Origin of the sequence: Mycobacterium paragordonae, assembly GCF_003614435.1 — a bacterium.
In the GTDB taxonomy this organism is placed as follows: Bacteria; Actinomycetota; Actinomycetes; order Mycobacteriales; family Mycobacteriaceae; genus Mycobacterium; species Mycobacterium paragordonae.
This window is the reverse complement of the sequence record NZ_CP025546.1, coordinates 917,521-931,798: the sequence shown is the minus strand read 5'-3', so window position 1 is coordinate 931,798 and position 14,278 is coordinate 917,521. Positions and strand designations below refer to the sequence as shown.

At 68.4% G+C, this 14,278-nt stretch carries 14 protein-coding genes; 9 read left to right on the top strand and 5 right to left on the bottom strand.

The annotated features are described in order from the left end of the window. The first annotated feature begins 23 nt into the window (after window positions 1-23). The 6 genes from C0J29_RS04245 (at window position 24) to C0J29_RS04220 (ending at window position 5,241) form a co-directional block, all read left to right on the top strand. Window positions 24-1,517, top strand: coding sequence for a PPE family protein (locus C0J29_RS04245; RefSeq protein WP_120791619.1), 1,494 nt, complete (start codon window positions 24-26; stop codon window positions 1,515-1,517). Window positions 1,518-1,538: 21 nt separating this feature from the next. Next, window positions 1,539-1,955: a hypothetical protein gene (locus C0J29_RS04240; protein WP_065164827.1), complete on the top strand. Its 417-nt coding sequence runs from the start codon at window positions 1,539-1,541 to the stop codon at window positions 1,953-1,955. Between the two features lie 13 nt (window positions 1,956-1,968). Beyond that, on the top strand, window positions 1,969-3,492 hold the full coding sequence (locus C0J29_RS04235; RefSeq protein ID WP_120791618.1) for a PucR family transcriptional regulator: 1,524 nt from the start codon (window positions 1,969-1,971) through the stop codon (window positions 3,490-3,492). A gap of 132 nt (window positions 3,493-3,624) precedes the next feature. Further along, window positions 3,625-4,263 carry an Rv1733c family protein gene (locus C0J29_RS04230; RefSeq protein ID WP_162951388.1) on the top strand — a complete coding sequence of 213 codons (639 nt, stop codon included), beginning with the start codon at window positions 3,625-3,627 and terminating at the stop codon, window positions 4,261-4,263. 304 nt (window positions 4,264-4,567) lie between these two features. After that, entirely contained in the window at window positions 4,568-4,849 is a 282-nt protein-coding gene (locus C0J29_RS04225) for a GreA/GreB family elongation factor (protein ID WP_120791616.1), read from the top strand. Window positions 4,850-4,902: 53 nt separating this feature from the next. Beyond that, window positions 4,903-5,241, top strand: coding sequence for a DUF4189 domain-containing protein (locus tag C0J29_RS04220; RefSeq protein WP_240743585.1), 339 nt, complete (start codon window positions 4,903-4,905; stop codon window positions 5,239-5,241). Here C0J29_RS04220 and C0J29_RS04215 read toward each other — a convergent pair. Further along, window positions 5,238-6,464 (bottom strand): TerC/Alx family metal homeostasis membrane protein, encoded by a 1,227-nt coding sequence (locus C0J29_RS04215; protein WP_065164831.1) that lies wholly within the window; start codon window positions 6,462-6,464, stop codon window positions 5,238-5,240. The two genes, C0J29_RS04220 and C0J29_RS04215, sit on opposite strands and share 4 nt — an antisense overlap. A gap of 64 nt (window positions 6,465-6,528) precedes the next feature. Next, window positions 6,529-8,154, bottom strand: a complete 1,626-nt coding sequence (groL, locus tag C0J29_RS04210) for a chaperonin GroEL (RefSeq protein WP_120791614.1) — start codon at window positions 8,152-8,154, stop codon at window positions 6,529-6,531. Between the two features lie 327 nt (window positions 8,155-8,481). On the opposite strand from groL, the gene C0J29_RS04205 reads away from it, so the two are divergent. Then, the gene (locus tag C0J29_RS04205) at window positions 8,482-8,976 is read left to right on the top strand and encodes a cupin domain-containing protein (RefSeq protein ID WP_065164835.1); all 495 of its coding nucleotides are present in this window, start codon (window positions 8,482-8,484) and stop codon (window positions 8,974-8,976) included. Window positions 8,977-9,006: 30 nt separating this feature from the next. On the opposite strand, the gene C0J29_RS04200 is transcribed toward C0J29_RS04205, so the two are convergent. Continuing rightward, on the bottom strand, window positions 9,007-10,446 hold the full coding sequence (locus tag C0J29_RS04200) for a flavin-containing monooxygenase (protein ID WP_120791613.1): 1,440 nt from the start codon (window positions 10,444-10,446) through the stop codon (window positions 9,007-9,009). Further along, complete coding sequence (locus C0J29_RS04195) at window positions 10,437-10,910, bottom strand: VOC family protein (protein WP_120791612.1); 474 nt, start codon at window positions 10,908-10,910, stop codon at window positions 10,437-10,439. The genes C0J29_RS04200 and C0J29_RS04195 overlap by 10 nt, the downstream gene beginning before the upstream one ends. A gap of 66 nt (window positions 10,911-10,976) precedes the next feature. Here C0J29_RS04195 and C0J29_RS04190 point away from each other — a divergent pair, with 66 nt between their 5' ends. Together C0J29_RS04190 and moeA are read left to right on the top strand one after the other, a co-directional pair. Further along, window positions 10,977-11,903 (top strand): SDR family NAD(P)-dependent oxidoreductase, encoded by a 927-nt coding sequence (locus tag C0J29_RS04190; RefSeq protein WP_120794541.1) that lies wholly within the window; start codon window positions 10,977-10,979, stop codon window positions 11,901-11,903. A gap of 1 nt (window position 11,904) precedes the next feature. Then, on the top strand, window positions 11,905-13,119 hold the full coding sequence (gene moeA, locus C0J29_RS04185) for a molybdopterin molybdotransferase MoeA (RefSeq protein ID WP_120791611.1): 1,215 nt from the start codon (window positions 11,905-11,907) through the stop codon (window positions 13,117-13,119). Here the strand turns inward: moeA and C0J29_RS04180 are convergent. Continuing rightward, a complete protein-coding gene (locus C0J29_RS04180; protein ID WP_242460613.1) occupies window positions 13,116-14,261 on the bottom strand; it encodes an MFS transporter in 1,146 nt (381 codons plus the stop codon). The two genes, moeA and C0J29_RS04180, sit on opposite strands and share 4 nt — an antisense overlap. Between the last annotated feature and the right edge of the window lie 17 nt (window positions 14,262-14,278).

Genomic DNA, 14,278 nt, shown 5'->3' with positions numbered 1-14,278 from the left:
GCTGTGCCGGGTAAGTTTGGGTGGTGACAAGCCCGCATTTCGCGTGGTTGCCGCCAGAGATCAACTCGGCATTAATGCTTGCCGGTCCCGGTGCGGGACCGCTACTTTCTGCTGCCTCCGCATGGGGTGGTCTGGCAGAGGATCTCGCTTCAGCGGTGTCATCATTCAGCTCCGTCACCCAGGAATTGACAAGCGGATCCTGGCAGGGAGCTTCGGCTGCCGCCATGATGGTCGTCGCCACCCAGTACATGAGCTGGCTCAGTGCGGCGGCTGTCGAAGCGGACCGCGCGGCGACCCAAGCCGCCGCGACGGCTGCCGCATTCGAGACGGCGCTGGCGAGCACCGTGCAGCCGGCGGTCGTGGCTGCCAACCGCGGCCTGGTGCAGATGCTGGCCTCGACGAACTTCTTCGGCATGAACTGGCCGGCCATCATGGACACCGAATCCGCCTACGAGCAAATGTGGGCGCTGGACGTGGCAGCCATGGCGAACTACCACTTCGACGCGTCGGCGGCGGCCGCTCAACTGGCGCCCTGGCAGCAGGTCCTGCGCAACCTCGGCATCGACATCGGCAAGAACGGCACCATCAACTTCGGCTTCGGCAACACCGGCAGCGGCAACATCGGCAACAACAACGCCGGTAACTACAACTTCGGCATCGGCAACAGCGGCAGCGGCAACGTCGGCGCCGGCAACAGCGGCAGCGGCAACCTGGGCATCGGCAACACCGGCAACAACAACATGGGCCTGGGGAACTTCGGCGCAAACAACCTGGGCATCGCCAACACCGGCAATGACGTCCTGGGCATGGGCCTCACCGGCGACAAGCAGTTCGGATTCGGCGGGTTCAACTCCGGCACCGGCAATACCGGGTTCGGTAACTCCGGGTCCGGCAACACCGGCCTGTTCAACTCCGGTAACGGGAACTTCGGTCTGGGCAACTCGGGGTCCCTCAACACGGGCCTGGGCAACTCGGGCAGCGTGAACACCGGCTTCAGCGGATCGATGGGCTACCTGGGCTCGGGCTTGCAGAACACGGGCGTGGGCGGAACCGGCCTGGAGGCGGGACTGGCCAACTCGGCGCACTACGCCACCGGCGGGCTGGGAACGGCCGCGCTCAGTTCGGGGCTGCTCAGCTCGGCCCTGGCCAATACCGGCGGACTGCATTCCGGCCTGGCCGGAGCGCTGAACTCGGGCCTGAGCAGCACACCCGTGGTCGCCCCGGCATCCGCACCGGCCGCCGCCATCGACGCCGGCCAGGGATCCGTCTCAGCGAACCCGACCAGCAGCGCGGCCGCCAACGCGGGCCTGCGGACGTCTGCCAGCACCCCGGTGACAGGCTTCGTCAACCCCAGCTCCAGCGACCCGGGAGTGCGGACCACGCTCGGTCGCGAATCCGGCATCGGCGCCCCGAGTCTGCCGAACTCGGGCATCCCGAAGTCGAACTTCTACCCGCCGGCCGATCGCGACACCGGCGACCAGAGCCGGGTCATCCAGTTCCCGATCCGCACCGAGTAGCCGCACGCCTATCCTCGACCCATGGCTGCAAAGACCAGCAAACCGGTCGACTTCCAGCGGTTGGCCGACACCCTGCCGAGCTACCCGTTCGCCTACCTGATCACCGTCGACGACGACTACCGCGCACACACGGTGACCGTCGAGCCGGTACTGCGCGACCTTGCGGTGCTCGACGTCGGACTGATCGGCGGGGGCACCCGCACTAACCTTGCGCACCGCAGCAACGTCACCCTGGTGTGGCCGCCGCCGGCACCGGGCGGCTATTCGCTGATCGTCGACGGGCGCGCCGAAATCTCGGACGCCGGAGCCGAGACGGTGCGCTGCGCGGTCGTTCCCACGCGCGCGCTGCTGCACCGCAACGCCGACTCTCCTTCGGCGGCCAAAGGCTGCCTGCACGACTGCGTGGTGTTCTCCCTGCCGGGCGGCGCGGGGTCCTAGAGGCGAGCGGCGCGTGATCACTCTGGACCGCCTGGTGAATGTGCTGGGCAGTTACGGGGTTCGGCTGCGGTGGTCGTCGGTTCCGAGGTCGACCGAACTGCGCAGCGTGGTAATTCATGAAACGACCCCACAGGGTCCCGTCTCGGGCGATGTCCTGCTTGCGGTCGGCGCCGAAACGTTCGAGCAGGCGATGCAGTGGGCCGCGGCGGCACGCGCCGTCGTGGTGCTGCTCCGCGAAGGTCCGGAGCAGACGACTTCAGACGGTGACGCCCGGGCCGGCGCGGTGATGCTGGTCGACGCGTCCCTGTCGTGGAGCGAGTTGGCCGCCGTGGCGTACGGGCTGGTGCTCGAGGGTCGCGAGACCGAGTCCGGCCGGGGTCCCACCGATCTGTTCGCCCTCACCGACTCGCTGGCCGACGCCATCGGCAGTGCGGTGGTCATCCACGATCGGCTGATGCAGGTGCTGGCGTACTCGCGGCTGCAGCAGCATGCCGACGCCGCACGGGTGCAGACCATCCTCGGCCGGCAGACACCCGAACGGCTGCGGGAGTTCTTCGAGGCCGCCGGCGTCTTCGCCCATCTCGCGGTCTCCGACGAACCCCTGTTCGTCCCCGGAGACGTTGACCACGGAGTGATGGGCCGCATGGTGGTGGCCGTGCGCTCGGGTCGGGAACTGATGGGATCGCTGTGGGTGGAATGTGACGCACCGCTGGACGGCGCCGCACGCGCGGCCCTTGCCGACGGCGCGCACACCGTGGCCCTGCATCTGCTGCGCTCACGTGCCAGCGCAGACCTGGAGCGACAAGTGGAATCCGAACTGGTGATCCGGCTGTTGGAGGGCACCGCCGACGCCGCCACGGTGACCAGCAGGCTGGGACTGCCGGACGGCCCAATACGGGTGATCGCTGTGCAGGCGTCGATCGGCGCCGATCGCGATGCCCCGTTGCTGCTGGCGTTCGAGCGGGCCACGGCCGGCTTCGGCTGGTCCCGGCCGGGCCGGAGCGCCCTGGTCGGCAGCACCGTCTACACGCTGCTCCCGGGTGCTGCGGCGGCACCGGCACGTCGGTGGGTCGTCGGCCTGCAGGCCGCGCTGCCGGATGGAACCACGGTGGCGGCCGGTGTCAGCGGTGCAGCGGAGCTTGCTGAACTCGCCGCCGCCCGCCAAGAGGCCGACGAGTGCCTGGCTCTGCACAAGGTCTCCGGCCAAGGCCCGGCTCCGGTTTACGACGAATCGTGGGATGACATCCTGCTGCAGCGGTTGCGCGCCGCGTCGCGCTCCGGTCGTCTCCCGGACCGGGGCCCGGTTGCCGAGTTGCGCCGCCACGACAGCGCCAGCGGGACCGATTACGTCGCGACGCTGCGCGCCTGGCTCGCGGCGCAGGGCGACCCGGTGGAGGCGGGCGAGCGCCTGGGAGTGCACGAGAACACCGTGCGCTACCGGATGCGCAAGATGGCCGAGATCACCAACCTCGCGCTGGACGACGCCAAGAAGCGGCTTGCCATGATGATCCAGCTGGCGGCAGGCGACACCGATTGACCGACGTGCTGTCGAATCGCGACAACACGCGCCGTCCCGGTTGTACGTCTCGGGCAAAGCCGATGGCGGGTGCCGAGGTCACCCTGGAGGTAGCCGCTCAAGCACAGCGGCCCGCCGAACAGGAGCCCGCCCATGACGACCCCGTCGACCCCGCGACCGGATACCGAACGTCGGAGCCCGGCGGACGACACCGCGATGGAGACCTTCACCGCACACCCACCGCGCTGGCTGTCGATGCTCTGGGATCGCAATCCGTTGATCCGCGCCAGCGATCGACTCGAAGCATTCGCGCTGGTGTTGACGATCGTGTTGGCGCTGCTTGCGGCGCCGGTCGCCGGCGCCGTGGGCACCGCGGTCTATGACTCCCGGAGTCGCCACCACGCCGAGCAGGCCCAGAGCCGGACTGCGGTCACCGCGACCGTGACGGGCCTACCCGCGCGCAGCGATCCGACCAGGGTCCAGGCCCGATGGTTTGCCGCCGGAGCCGAACACACGGGTTTGGTCCAGGCACGCTCGGCACCCAGAACCGGTGAGTCGTTCGAGATCTCGGTGAACCAGGACGGCTCCTACGCCGGGCCGCCACCGATGTCTGCCGCACGCGAAGCGGTGTTGGTGGCGCTTGCCGTCTGGCTGAACGCGACGGCCGCGGTTGCGCTCGTATTCGCCGGTGTCCGAAGCGTTCTGCACCACCGCCGTCTTTCCGCCTGGCGACCCGAACTGGTGCACACGCGCGGCGGCGGCAAGGAAGGCAAAGAAGGTGTTGTCGGCTGACGACAACAACCCGCCGCGCCGTTGTCGGGTTCCGGCAAACACTGTGCTGCCCGCCGCGGCCACCATTGAAGTAACACCTTCGGACCCTGCCCTGTAGACCCTGCCCCAGCGAGGGCCACCGAGTCGTCAGGGGCGGTTGCTGTTGTCGGGCCCGCCCCTGGCGACGACATTCGCTGACACTAGAAAGGACACCAAAGTGGCTGTCACACAACGCGTCTGGACGACGCGAGAGCACTGTACCCATGGACGCAGCCGATACGGCGCACCCCGCCCGCGTCGGCGCCCCGAGGTCCCCGACGATTTGATGGACTACGACGCCGAACCCGTCGCCACCGCAGGCATGTTGGTGACCATCCGCTATGACGACAGCGGCGAAACCGAAACCTTCGTACTCGGGAGGCGTTTCGGCAAGCACACCGACCTGCCGGTCTATTCGACGCTCTCTCCGGTAGGCCGTGCCATCCTGGGTGCGCGACCCGGTGAGCGGCGCATCGCCATGATCCCGCACGACACGCGCCCGATGCCCGTGACGCTGTTGTCGGCCGAGCCCTTCGCGGATCGGGCCGGCCACCAGGTGCCGTCATGATGGCAAAACGACGCGGACGCATCGCGGCGGTACTCGCAACAGCAGCTGCTGCAATGATTTTCACGCCGATGCCGGCGGCGGGTGCGCGACCGGCCGATGCCGCCGCGAACTTGCCGCCGTTGATCACCCACTACGGCGCGATCGCCTACGGACCGGGCGGGTCGCAGGGCAAGGCACGGCGCCATCTGTCGAAACTGGGCGCGCAGCAACAGGCGCTGCAACGATGCGGCGACAGCAGCTGCACGGTCGTCAGCACCTTCACCCGTTGCGGTGCCGTGGCCCACGACGGCGCGACGTATCACGGAGGCGTCGGGCTGTCCCGCGGGATGGCCGAGGCGCACGCCATATCCCGGCTCGGTGGAGGGTGGATCGTCGACTGGGCCTGCAACTAGGTCAGGCCCTTCCGTTCGAACGGCTCGGCTTCTCCGCGCTCGACGGCCTCGTCATGCTTGGCGGCCGCATCGTCGAGCAGTTTCCGTAGCGCCGGTTCGTCGCGCACCAGCTGGCGGTACTTCGGTTTCATATCCACGATCTGATCGCGCTCGGCAAGCAGCTTGTGGAAGATGCGTTCGCGTTCCTCGGGGTCGTGGGTGTATTCGGAATCCAGATAGGCCGTCGCGTGCCGGCGGGCGTTGGCAATCGCCGTCATCGCCTTGCCCTTGTTGCTGAGCAGCGAGGCCACCACGGTGACGACCAGGACACCGACGATCACGCTCAGCGACATCCAGGTGCTGATCTCGATGACCTTGACCGGCTCCCCCCCGTTGATGAAGGGGACGTTGTTCTCGTGCAGGGCGTGCAGGATCAGCTTCACGCCGATGAGGCCCAGAATCGCCGCCAGCCCGTAGGAGAGGTAGATGAGCCGGTCCAGCAGGCCGTCGACGAGGAAATACAACTGCCGCAGGCCCAGCAGCGAGAACGCCGTCGCGGTGAACACGATGTAGACGTGCTGGGTGAGACCGAAGATGGCGGGGATCGAATCCAGTGCGAAGAGGATGTCGGTGCCGCCGATTGCCACCATGACCAGCAGCATCGGCGTCATCGCCCGCTTGCCGTCGACGGTGGTGAACAGCTTGTCGCCGTCGTAGTGCTCGCTGGTGCGGATGACCTTCTTAGCCAGCCGGATGACGAAGTTGTCGGCTTTGCGATCGTCGTCGTCGTGGTCGTTCTTGAGCACACTGCCGGCGGTAAGCAGCAAGATCAGGCCGAACAGGTAGAAGATCCAGGCGAACGCATTGATCAGAGCGGCACCGAGAAAGATGAATCCGGTACGGGCGATCAGTGCGAACGCGATCCCGAACAACAGCACCTTCTGCTGATCCTCGCGGGGAACCCGGAAGCTGGCGATGATCACCAGGAAGACGAACAAGTTGTCGACCGACAGGGCTTTTTCGGTGACGTACCCGGCGAAGTACTCCGGACCCGCCTCCCCGCTGCCGAACAGCAACAGGCCGACGCCGAACAGCAGAGCGACGCCGACGTAGCCCGCCGACCACACCGCCGCCTCCCGCAGCGTCGGAACATGCGCCTTGCGGACGTGGAAGACGAAGTCGAAGGCCAGCAGCCCCACGATGGCGACAATCGTCAGGGCCCATACCCAGTCCGGAACGTCCATGACTACCCCCTATCACACGAAAAAGCCCGGCTCCCTTGCAGGAGCCGGGCTTCTCGTTGACCTCTTAGAAGTCCATACCGCCCATGCCGCCGGTCGGGTCGCCCGCCGGAGCGGCCGCCTTCTCCGGCTTGTCGGCGACGACGGCCTCGGTGGTCAGGAACAGGCCCGCGATGGACGCCGCGTTCTGCAGCGCCGAACGGGTCACCTTGACCGGGTCGGCAACGCCGGCCTTGAGCAGGTCCTCGTACTCACCGGTGGCGGCGTTCAGGCCGGTGCCGGCGGGCGAGTTGCGAACCTTCTCGGCCACCACGCCGGGCTCCAGCCCGGAGTTGAAGGCGATCTGCTTCAGCGGAGCCTCGAGCGCCACGCGCACGATGTTGGCACCGGTCGCTTCGTCGCCCGAGAGGTTCAGCTCGGCCAGGGCCGGAGCCGACTGCAGCAGGGCCACGCCGCCACCGGCGACGATGCCCTCCTCGACGGCCGCCTTGGCGTTCCGGACGGCGTCCTCGATGCGGTGCTTGCGCTCCTTGAGCTCCACCTCGGTGGCGGCTCCGGCCTTGATCACCGCAACACCGCCGGCCAGCTTGGCCAGGCGCTCCTGCAGCTTCTCGCGGTCGTAGTCGGAGTCGCTGTTCTCGATCTCGGCGCGGATCTGGGCCACCCGGCCGGCGATGGCGTCGGGGTCGCCCGCGCCCTCGACGATGGTGGTCTCGTCCTTGGTGATGACGACCTTGCGGGCCTTGCCGAGCAGCGCGACGTCGGCGGTCTCGAGGGACAGGCCGACCTCTTCGCTGATGACCTGACCACCGGTGAGGATGGCCATGTCCTGCAGCATCGCCTTGCGGCGGTCACCGAAGCCGGGGGCCTTGACCGCCACCGACTTGAAGGTGCCGCGGATCTTGTTCACCACCAGGGTGGACAGCGCCTCACCCTCGACGTCCTCGGCGATGATCAGCAGCGGCTTGCCGCCCTGAATGACCTTCTCCAGCAACGGCAACAGGTCCTTGACGGTCGACACCTTGCTGGAGACCAGCAGGATGTAGGGGTCTTCCAGGACCGCTTCCTGACGCTCGGCGTCGGTGACGAAGTAGCCCGAGATGTAGCCCTTGTCGAACCGCATGCCCTCGGTGAGCTCGAGCTGCAGGCCGAAGGTGTTGGACTCCTCGACGGTGATGACGCCCTCGTTGCCGACCTTGTCCATCGCCTCGGCGATCAGGTCACCGATCGACTGGTCGCCCGCGGAGATGCCCGCGGTGGCCGCGATCTGCTCCTTGGTCTCGACGTCCTTGGCCGAGGAGAGCAGGGTCTGGGTGACCTTCTCCACGGCCTTCTCGATGCCGCGCTTCAGGCCCAGCGGGTTGGCACCGGCTGCGACGTTGCGCAGGCCTTCCTTGACCAGCGCCTGCGCCAGCACGGTGGCCGTCGTGGTGCCGTCACCGGCGACGTCGTCGGTCTTCTTGGCGACTTCCTTGACCAGCTCGGCGCCGATCTTCTCGTACGGGTCCTCCAGCTCGATCTCCTTGGCGATGGACACACCATCGTTGGTGATCGTGGGAGCGCCCCACTTCTTCTCCAGTACGACGTTGCGACCCTTGGGGCCCAACGTCACCTTTACCGCGTCGGCGAGGGCATTGAGGCCCCGCTCGAGGCCGCGACGGGCCTCTTCGTCGTACGCAATTGTCTTGGCCATTGCGAAGTGATTCCTCCGGATTGGGGATGATACGGGCTGACCATCGGTGGGCCACCCCGTTACTTACGCTGGCCGGGCGCAGTGCCCGCGACGGACGATCACAGCGCTTGGTTGCTGGACCTCACCGTCCCGACCTAGCACTCGCCTATGTCGAGTGCCAACGTCATTATTAGCACTCGCCTATGCCGAGTGCAAGGTCGGCCGGGGGCGTTCGCCGTGGGCTGAAGCGCCGACTGTGAACACCCCGACGCCCCGCCGGCGTGTCACGTCGCGAGATTCACCCTCGCCGTCGCGGTCCCGCGCCCGGCGCGCAGGCAGACTGAATAGATGTCGCTGTTCGTGCCGCCGTATCCCGAACCTCGCTACACCAAAGCTGATCCAGAGGTCAGCGCGTGGCTCAAGCGCGGCGACGAGCCACCGGACTTCGAGAACTTCGGGGTCGGCTACCACTACCTGGCCAATCAGCGGGCCACCGACGGCGACTACGGCCTCTACCGGGTCGACATCGCCCCGTCCGGGGGCGGACCGGGCCCGCACTACCACCGCACGATGTCCGAGGCGTTCTTCGTGTTGTCCGGGACCATCCGGCTCTACGACGGCCAGGACTGGTTCGACGGCCATCAGGGCGACTTCCTCTATGTCCCGCCGGGCGGCATCCACGGATTCCGCAACGAACTCGACGAGCCGGCGTCGATGCTGATGCTCTTCTCGCCCGGCGCACCCCGCGAGGCCTACTTCGAAGGTTTCACCGCGCTGGCGGACATGACCGACGACGAGCGCCGCGAGTGGTTCACGGCGCACGACAACCACTTCGTGGAGTAGTCCCCCGGCCACCGGCCCCCCGGGCGAGTATCAACTCAGCACGTAGTCGCCGGCGACCATCGAGCGGGTGCGTTCGAAGAACGTCCGGCCGCTGAACGGCAGCTGGGTCACCACCTTGCCGCTGGGATGCCGGAAGTAGTTGGTGCAGGCCAACCACACCTTGCCGACCATCGCGGCCTGGATCTCGTCGTTGTAGCGGCGCTGCGCGTCGGCCGTCACCTCGACCGTGCGCGCGCCCTGCCCGCCCATCACATCGAGGATGTGGCGGATGAAGGTGGTCTGGACCTCGTGCACGTAGATGATCGAGTTGACCCCGTTGGTGTTCGGGCCGTAGAGGGTGAAGAGATTCGGATATCCGGCGACCAGGGTGCCGAGGTAGGCCTCCGCACCCGCGCGCCAATCGTCGCGCAGGTGCCGGCCGCCGCTTCCGTACACATCGATGCTGTCCAGGTAGTCGGCGGCCTTGAACCCGGTGCCGTAGATGACGGTGTCGACGCGGTGCTCGACCCCGTCGACGGTGCGCACCCCTCGCTCGGTCAGCTCCGCGATGGCTGTTGTCTCCAGCCGGACATTCGGCAATGCAAAGGTCGGGTACCACTCCCGCGACATCAACGGCCGCTTGCAGCCGGCCGGATAATCCGGCGTCAGCTTGGCCCGCAACTCGGGATCGGCCACCTTGCGGTGCAGATAACTGCGGGCCAGTTCGGTCGCCTCGCGGGTCTGTCTGTTGTCGACGTCGAAGCTAGCTGAGTCGTAGGCCTCGAAGGCCTCGTCGCGCAGCTTTTGCGCGGTCTCGGGGCGGCGTTCGAACTCCTCGTGCTGCTCGGCGGTGAACGGGAAGTCGAAACGGGGCGCGATCCAGATCGGAGTGCGCTGAAAGACCGTGAGATGCGCGGTGTCTCGCGCGATCGCGGGCACGTATTGCACCGCGCTGGCGCCGGTGCCGATGGACGCGACCCGTTCCCCCGCGGTCGGTCTGCTGTGGTCCCAGCGGGCCGAGTGGAACTGCCTACCCCGAAACCGCTGCGCCCCAGGGATATTCGGGACATTGGGCACGTCGAGCATCCCGACCGCGCTCACCACGACGTCGAAATCGTACTGCCGCCCGTCCTGCGCCGTGAGCGTCCAGCGCCTGCTTTCATCCGACCATCGCACGGTCGTGATCGCGGTGTTCGGCCGCAGCTGCGGGCCCAGTCCGTGATCGGCGGCGACCTTCTCCAGATAGGCCAGGATCTCGGGCTGGTTCGCGTACGTCTTGCTCCAGCGCGGGTTGAGCGCGAACGAGTAGGAGTAGAGGTGCGACGGCACGTCGCAGGCCGCGCCCGGGAAGGTGTTGTGCCGCCAGGTCCCTCCGAAGCCGTCCGCCCGGTCGAAGATGGTGAAGTCGTAGCCGCCCGCGGCGAGTTGGATCCCCATCGCGATGCCGCCGGCGCCCGCGCCGATGACACCGACGCGCGGTTTCACCCCCATTGCGCGAAATAGGGTCGCTCGGGCCGACCCTTCTCCACCAGGATGAACACCACGCCCCACGGGTCGGCGAACCAGGTGGTGCGAACCCTTGCGACGTCGGCGATCCCGCTGACCAGGAAGCGCACCCCCTTGCTTTCCAGATCGGCGCGGGTGGCGTCGAGGTCCTCGCAGATCAGCCCGACGTGCGACAGGCCGTGATCGGTCAGGAGACGGTCCGCGTCGCCGCCCTCGACGTTGATGTACTCGATCACCTCGAGCACTCGGTCGCCGTCACCGGGCAGTCCGACGATGGCGGCCTTCATGGTGGGATCGGGCACCAGTTCACCCATATCGTCGCGAATGGCGTTACCGGACATGACGTATGGCGGCGAGAGCACACGCAGGCCTAATACGTCGCGATAGAACGCGACCGCTGCCTCACAGTCGGGTACGCACACGCCCGTGTGCGCCAGACCGGTAATCACGTTCTCGACGTTACCCGGCTTTCGCCGCCGCGCCGCGGCTCCGTGCAGGTGAGTAAGTTGAGCCTCATGACCTCCAGCGGCACCAGAAAGTGGACGACGGCCGACATCCCCGACCAGAGCGGCCGCGTCGTCGTCGTCACCGGCGCCAACACCGGGCTCGGCTATCACACCGCCGCAGCGCTGGCCGTCCACGGCGCACGCGTCGTGCTGGCGGTCCGCAGCCTGGACAAGGGCAACGCGGCGCTGTCGCGCATCGTCGCCGCCAAAGCGGACGTCGACGTGACGCTGACCCAACTCGACCTCAGCTCGCTGGCCTCGGTGCGCCGCGCCGCCGACGAACTGCGCAGCACCTACCCGCGCATCGACCTGTTGATCAACAACGCCGGCGTGATGTGGACACCCAAGGAGGTCACCGCCGACGGCTTCGAATTGCAGTTCGGCACCAACCATCTCGGCCACTTCGCGTTGACCGGGTTGTTGCTGGAGCACATTGTGACGGTGCCCGGCTCCCGGGTGGTGACGGTCAGCAGCCTCGGCCACCGGATGCGCGCCGCGATCCATTTCGACGACCTACAGTGGGAGCACAACTACAGCCGGATCGGCGCCTACGGGCAGTCCAAGCTGGCCAACCTGCTGTTCACGTACGAGCTGCAGCGCCGACTGTCCGCCGGGAAGGCACCCACGATCGCCGTCGCCGCACATCCGGGCGGGTCGGCCACCGAACTGGCCCGCAACGTCCCGCGCATCCTGCGACCGCTCAACGCGCTGGCGCCGCTGCTGTTCCAGAGCGCGGAGGCCGGTGCCCTGCCCACGCTGCGGGCGGCCACCGACCCGACCGTCGAGGGCGGGCAGTACTACGGCCCGGACGGGCTCGGTGAGCAGCGCGGCCACCCCAAGCTGGTGCAGTCCAGCGCGCAGTCGCACGACGCAGACCTGCAGCGCCGGCTGTGGAGTGTCTCCGAGGAACTCACCGGCGTGAAGTTCCCGGTCTGACATGCGTTCCGTCACCGAACACCAGCGGGTTATCGCGGAGATGATCGCGGCCCGCCCCGCCGCGACCGTCGCGCTGGCGGAGGCGCTGGGCCTGGTGCTGGCCGGCGACGTCGTCGCGCCGCTGTCCCTGCCGGTCTTCGACAACTCCGCGATGGACGGCTACGCGGTGCGCGCCGAGGACACCGCAGGCGCGACCGCCGAGCGGCCGGTGTTGCTGCCGGTCGCCGAGGACATCCCCGCCGGGCGCACCGACGAATTGACCCTGCAGCCCGGCACCGCGCACCGGATCATGACCGGGGCGCCGCTGCCGGCCGGTGCGACGGCCATCGTGCCGGTGGAAGCCACCGACGGCGGCGTGCGGTCCGTGCAGATCCGGCAGCACTCCGACGTGGGCAAGCACATCCGCCGGGCGGGTGAGGACGTCGAGGCCGGCACCACCGTGCTCCGAGCGGGCGAGGTGGTGACGCCGGCCGCCCTCGGCCTGCTCGCCGCGCTGGGACTGGCCGCCTTGCCCGTGGTCCCGCGACAGCGGGTGCTGCTGATGTCGACCGGCTCCGAACTGGTCACACCCGGCACGCCGCTGCAGTCCGGGCAGATCTACGAGTCCAACTCGGTGATGCTGGCGGCCGCCGTCCGCGAGGCCGGCGCCGATGTTCTCGCCACCGCGACCGCCGGTGACGACGTCGCGCAGTTCACCGCGATCCTGGACCGTTACGCGGCCGACGCGGACCTGATCATCACCAGCGGCGGCGTCAGCGCCGGCGCCTACGAGGTGGTCAAGGACGCCTTCGGCCCGCAGGGCATTCAGGGCAATCGAGGTGTGGAGTTCGTCAAGGTGGCGATGCAGCCGGGCATGCCGCAGGGCGCGGGTCTCGTGGCCGGTACGCCGATCGTCACGTTGCCCGGCAACCCGGTCAGCGCGCTGGTCTCCTTCGAGGTGTTCATCCGGCCCGCGCTGCGCGCGGCCATGGGACTGCCCAACCCCCAACGGCCGAAGCGGGCCGCGGTGCTGACCGAGGCGGTGACCTCACCGCGCGGCAAGCGGCAGTTCCGCCGCGCCCTGCTGGACAGCACGGCCGGTCAGGTCATCAGCTACGGGCCACCCGCGTCGCATCACCTGCGCTGGCTGGCCTCCGCCAACGCGCTGCTGGACATTCCGGAAGACGTGATGGAGGTGCCGGCCGGTACCGAGCTGCAGGTGTGGGATCTGAGCTAGGCCCGGTGGAATTCGTCGGCCGCGTCGAAGGCGGACGTGGCCGAGATCGCGAGCGCCGCAACCGAGAGCACTACCGGAATGGTGACCAGGGCCGCGGAAAGCCCGACCCACTCGGCGAGGTGGCCGATCAGCGGCGGCCCGAGCAGATATCCCACCCACCCGGTGGCCGCGACCAGGGCGATCGCCGATCCCCCGGTGCCGGCCGAGTAGGCGGCGCTGAACGCCGTGGGCACCAGGAGCGCGACCCCCGCTCCCACGCTGGCGAATCCAATCACGCTGATTACCGGATCAGCGGCCGCGAGCGTGATGCTCATACCCACGGCGGCGAGCAGCGCCAGCGCCGGGAGCAGCCGACGGGCCGAAACCCGGGCGTGCAGGCGCATCGCGCCGAACCGGATGACCACCATCGCCAGGGTGTAGGCCGCATAGCTCAGAGCCGACACTCCGGCCCCCGCGCCGACGACGTCGTGCACGAAATTCGCCGACCAGTCGGTCGCGGCGCCCTCGCACAGGAACGACGCGAATGCCACCGCCGCCAGAATCGCGACCGTCGGCGTCCAGCTGCGCCCCCGCGCGCCCGGCGCGACGTCCACGGTCTCGTCGGCGATCAGGCGCAGGGTCAGCGGCCCGACCACCACCAGCACCGCGGCCCCCAACACCACCAGCTGCGGTTCGAGGCCGACGCCGACGCTGACACAGGCTGCCCCGATCACCGCCCCCACCAGAGCGCCGACGCTCCACATGCCGTGGAACCGGGCCATGATCGGAGCCCGTGCTTCTCGCTCGACCGTGCCGGCCTGGGTGTTCATCGCGACGTCCAGGGCTCCCTGGAACCAGCCCCACAGCATCAGGGTCAGAAACAGCCACGATCCGGAGGTGGCCAGCCCGACCGTCATCGGCGCGAGGGCGTAGCCGGCGACCATGACCGGCACCAACCGGCGACTGCCCCAGCGTGGCAGGGCCCAGTGGCTGAACAAGGTCGCCGCGACCGAGCCGAGCGGCGCGCCGAACAGTGCCGTCCCCAACGCCCCGTCCGACAACCCGAGTGCCGCCTTGACCTGCGGGATATGGGCGGCCCAGGACGAAAACACCACCGCGTGAGCGACGAATGCGGCGGTCACGCCGATCTTTGCGCGGCGCAGTGCCGCGGCGTTGAGGC

Excerpts from the sequence above, each read along its gene's own strand:
- C0J29_RS04240 (WP_065164827.1), top strand. The coding sequence starts at position 1,539 with ATGGCTGCAAAGACCAGCAAACCGGTCGACTTCCAGCGGTTGGCCGAC.
- C0J29_RS04230 (WP_162951388.1), top strand. The coding sequence starts at position 3,625 with ATGACGACCCCGTCGACCCCGCGACCGGATACCGAACGTCGGAGCCCG.
- C0J29_RS04225 (WP_120791616.1), top strand. The coding sequence starts at position 4,568 with ATGGACTACGACGCCGAACCCGTCGCCACCGCAGGCATGTTGGTGACC.
- C0J29_RS04220 (WP_240743585.1), top strand. The coding sequence starts at position 4,903 with ATGATTTTCACGCCGATGCCGGCGGCGGGTGCGCGACCGGCCGATGCC.
- C0J29_RS04215 (WP_065164831.1), bottom strand. The coding sequence starts at position 6,464 with ATGGACGTTCCGGACTGGGTATGGGCCCTGACGATTGTCGCCATCGTG.
- groL (WP_120791614.1), bottom strand. The coding sequence starts at position 8,154 with ATGGCCAAGACAATTGCGTACGACGAAGAGGCCCGTCGCGGCCTCGAG.
- C0J29_RS04205 (WP_065164835.1), top strand. The coding sequence starts at position 8,482 with ATGTCGCTGTTCGTGCCGCCGTATCCCGAACCTCGCTACACCAAAGCT.
- C0J29_RS04200 (WP_120791613.1), bottom strand. The coding sequence starts at position 10,446 with ATGGGGGTGAAACCGCGCGTCGGTGTCATCGGCGCGGGCGCCGGCGGC.
- C0J29_RS04190 (WP_120794541.1), top strand. The coding sequence starts at position 10,977 with ATGACCTCCAGCGGCACCAGAAAGTGGACGACGGCCGACATCCCCGAC.
- moeA (WP_120791611.1), top strand. The coding sequence starts at position 11,905 with ATGCGTTCCGTCACCGAACACCAGCGGGTTATCGCGGAGATGATCGCG.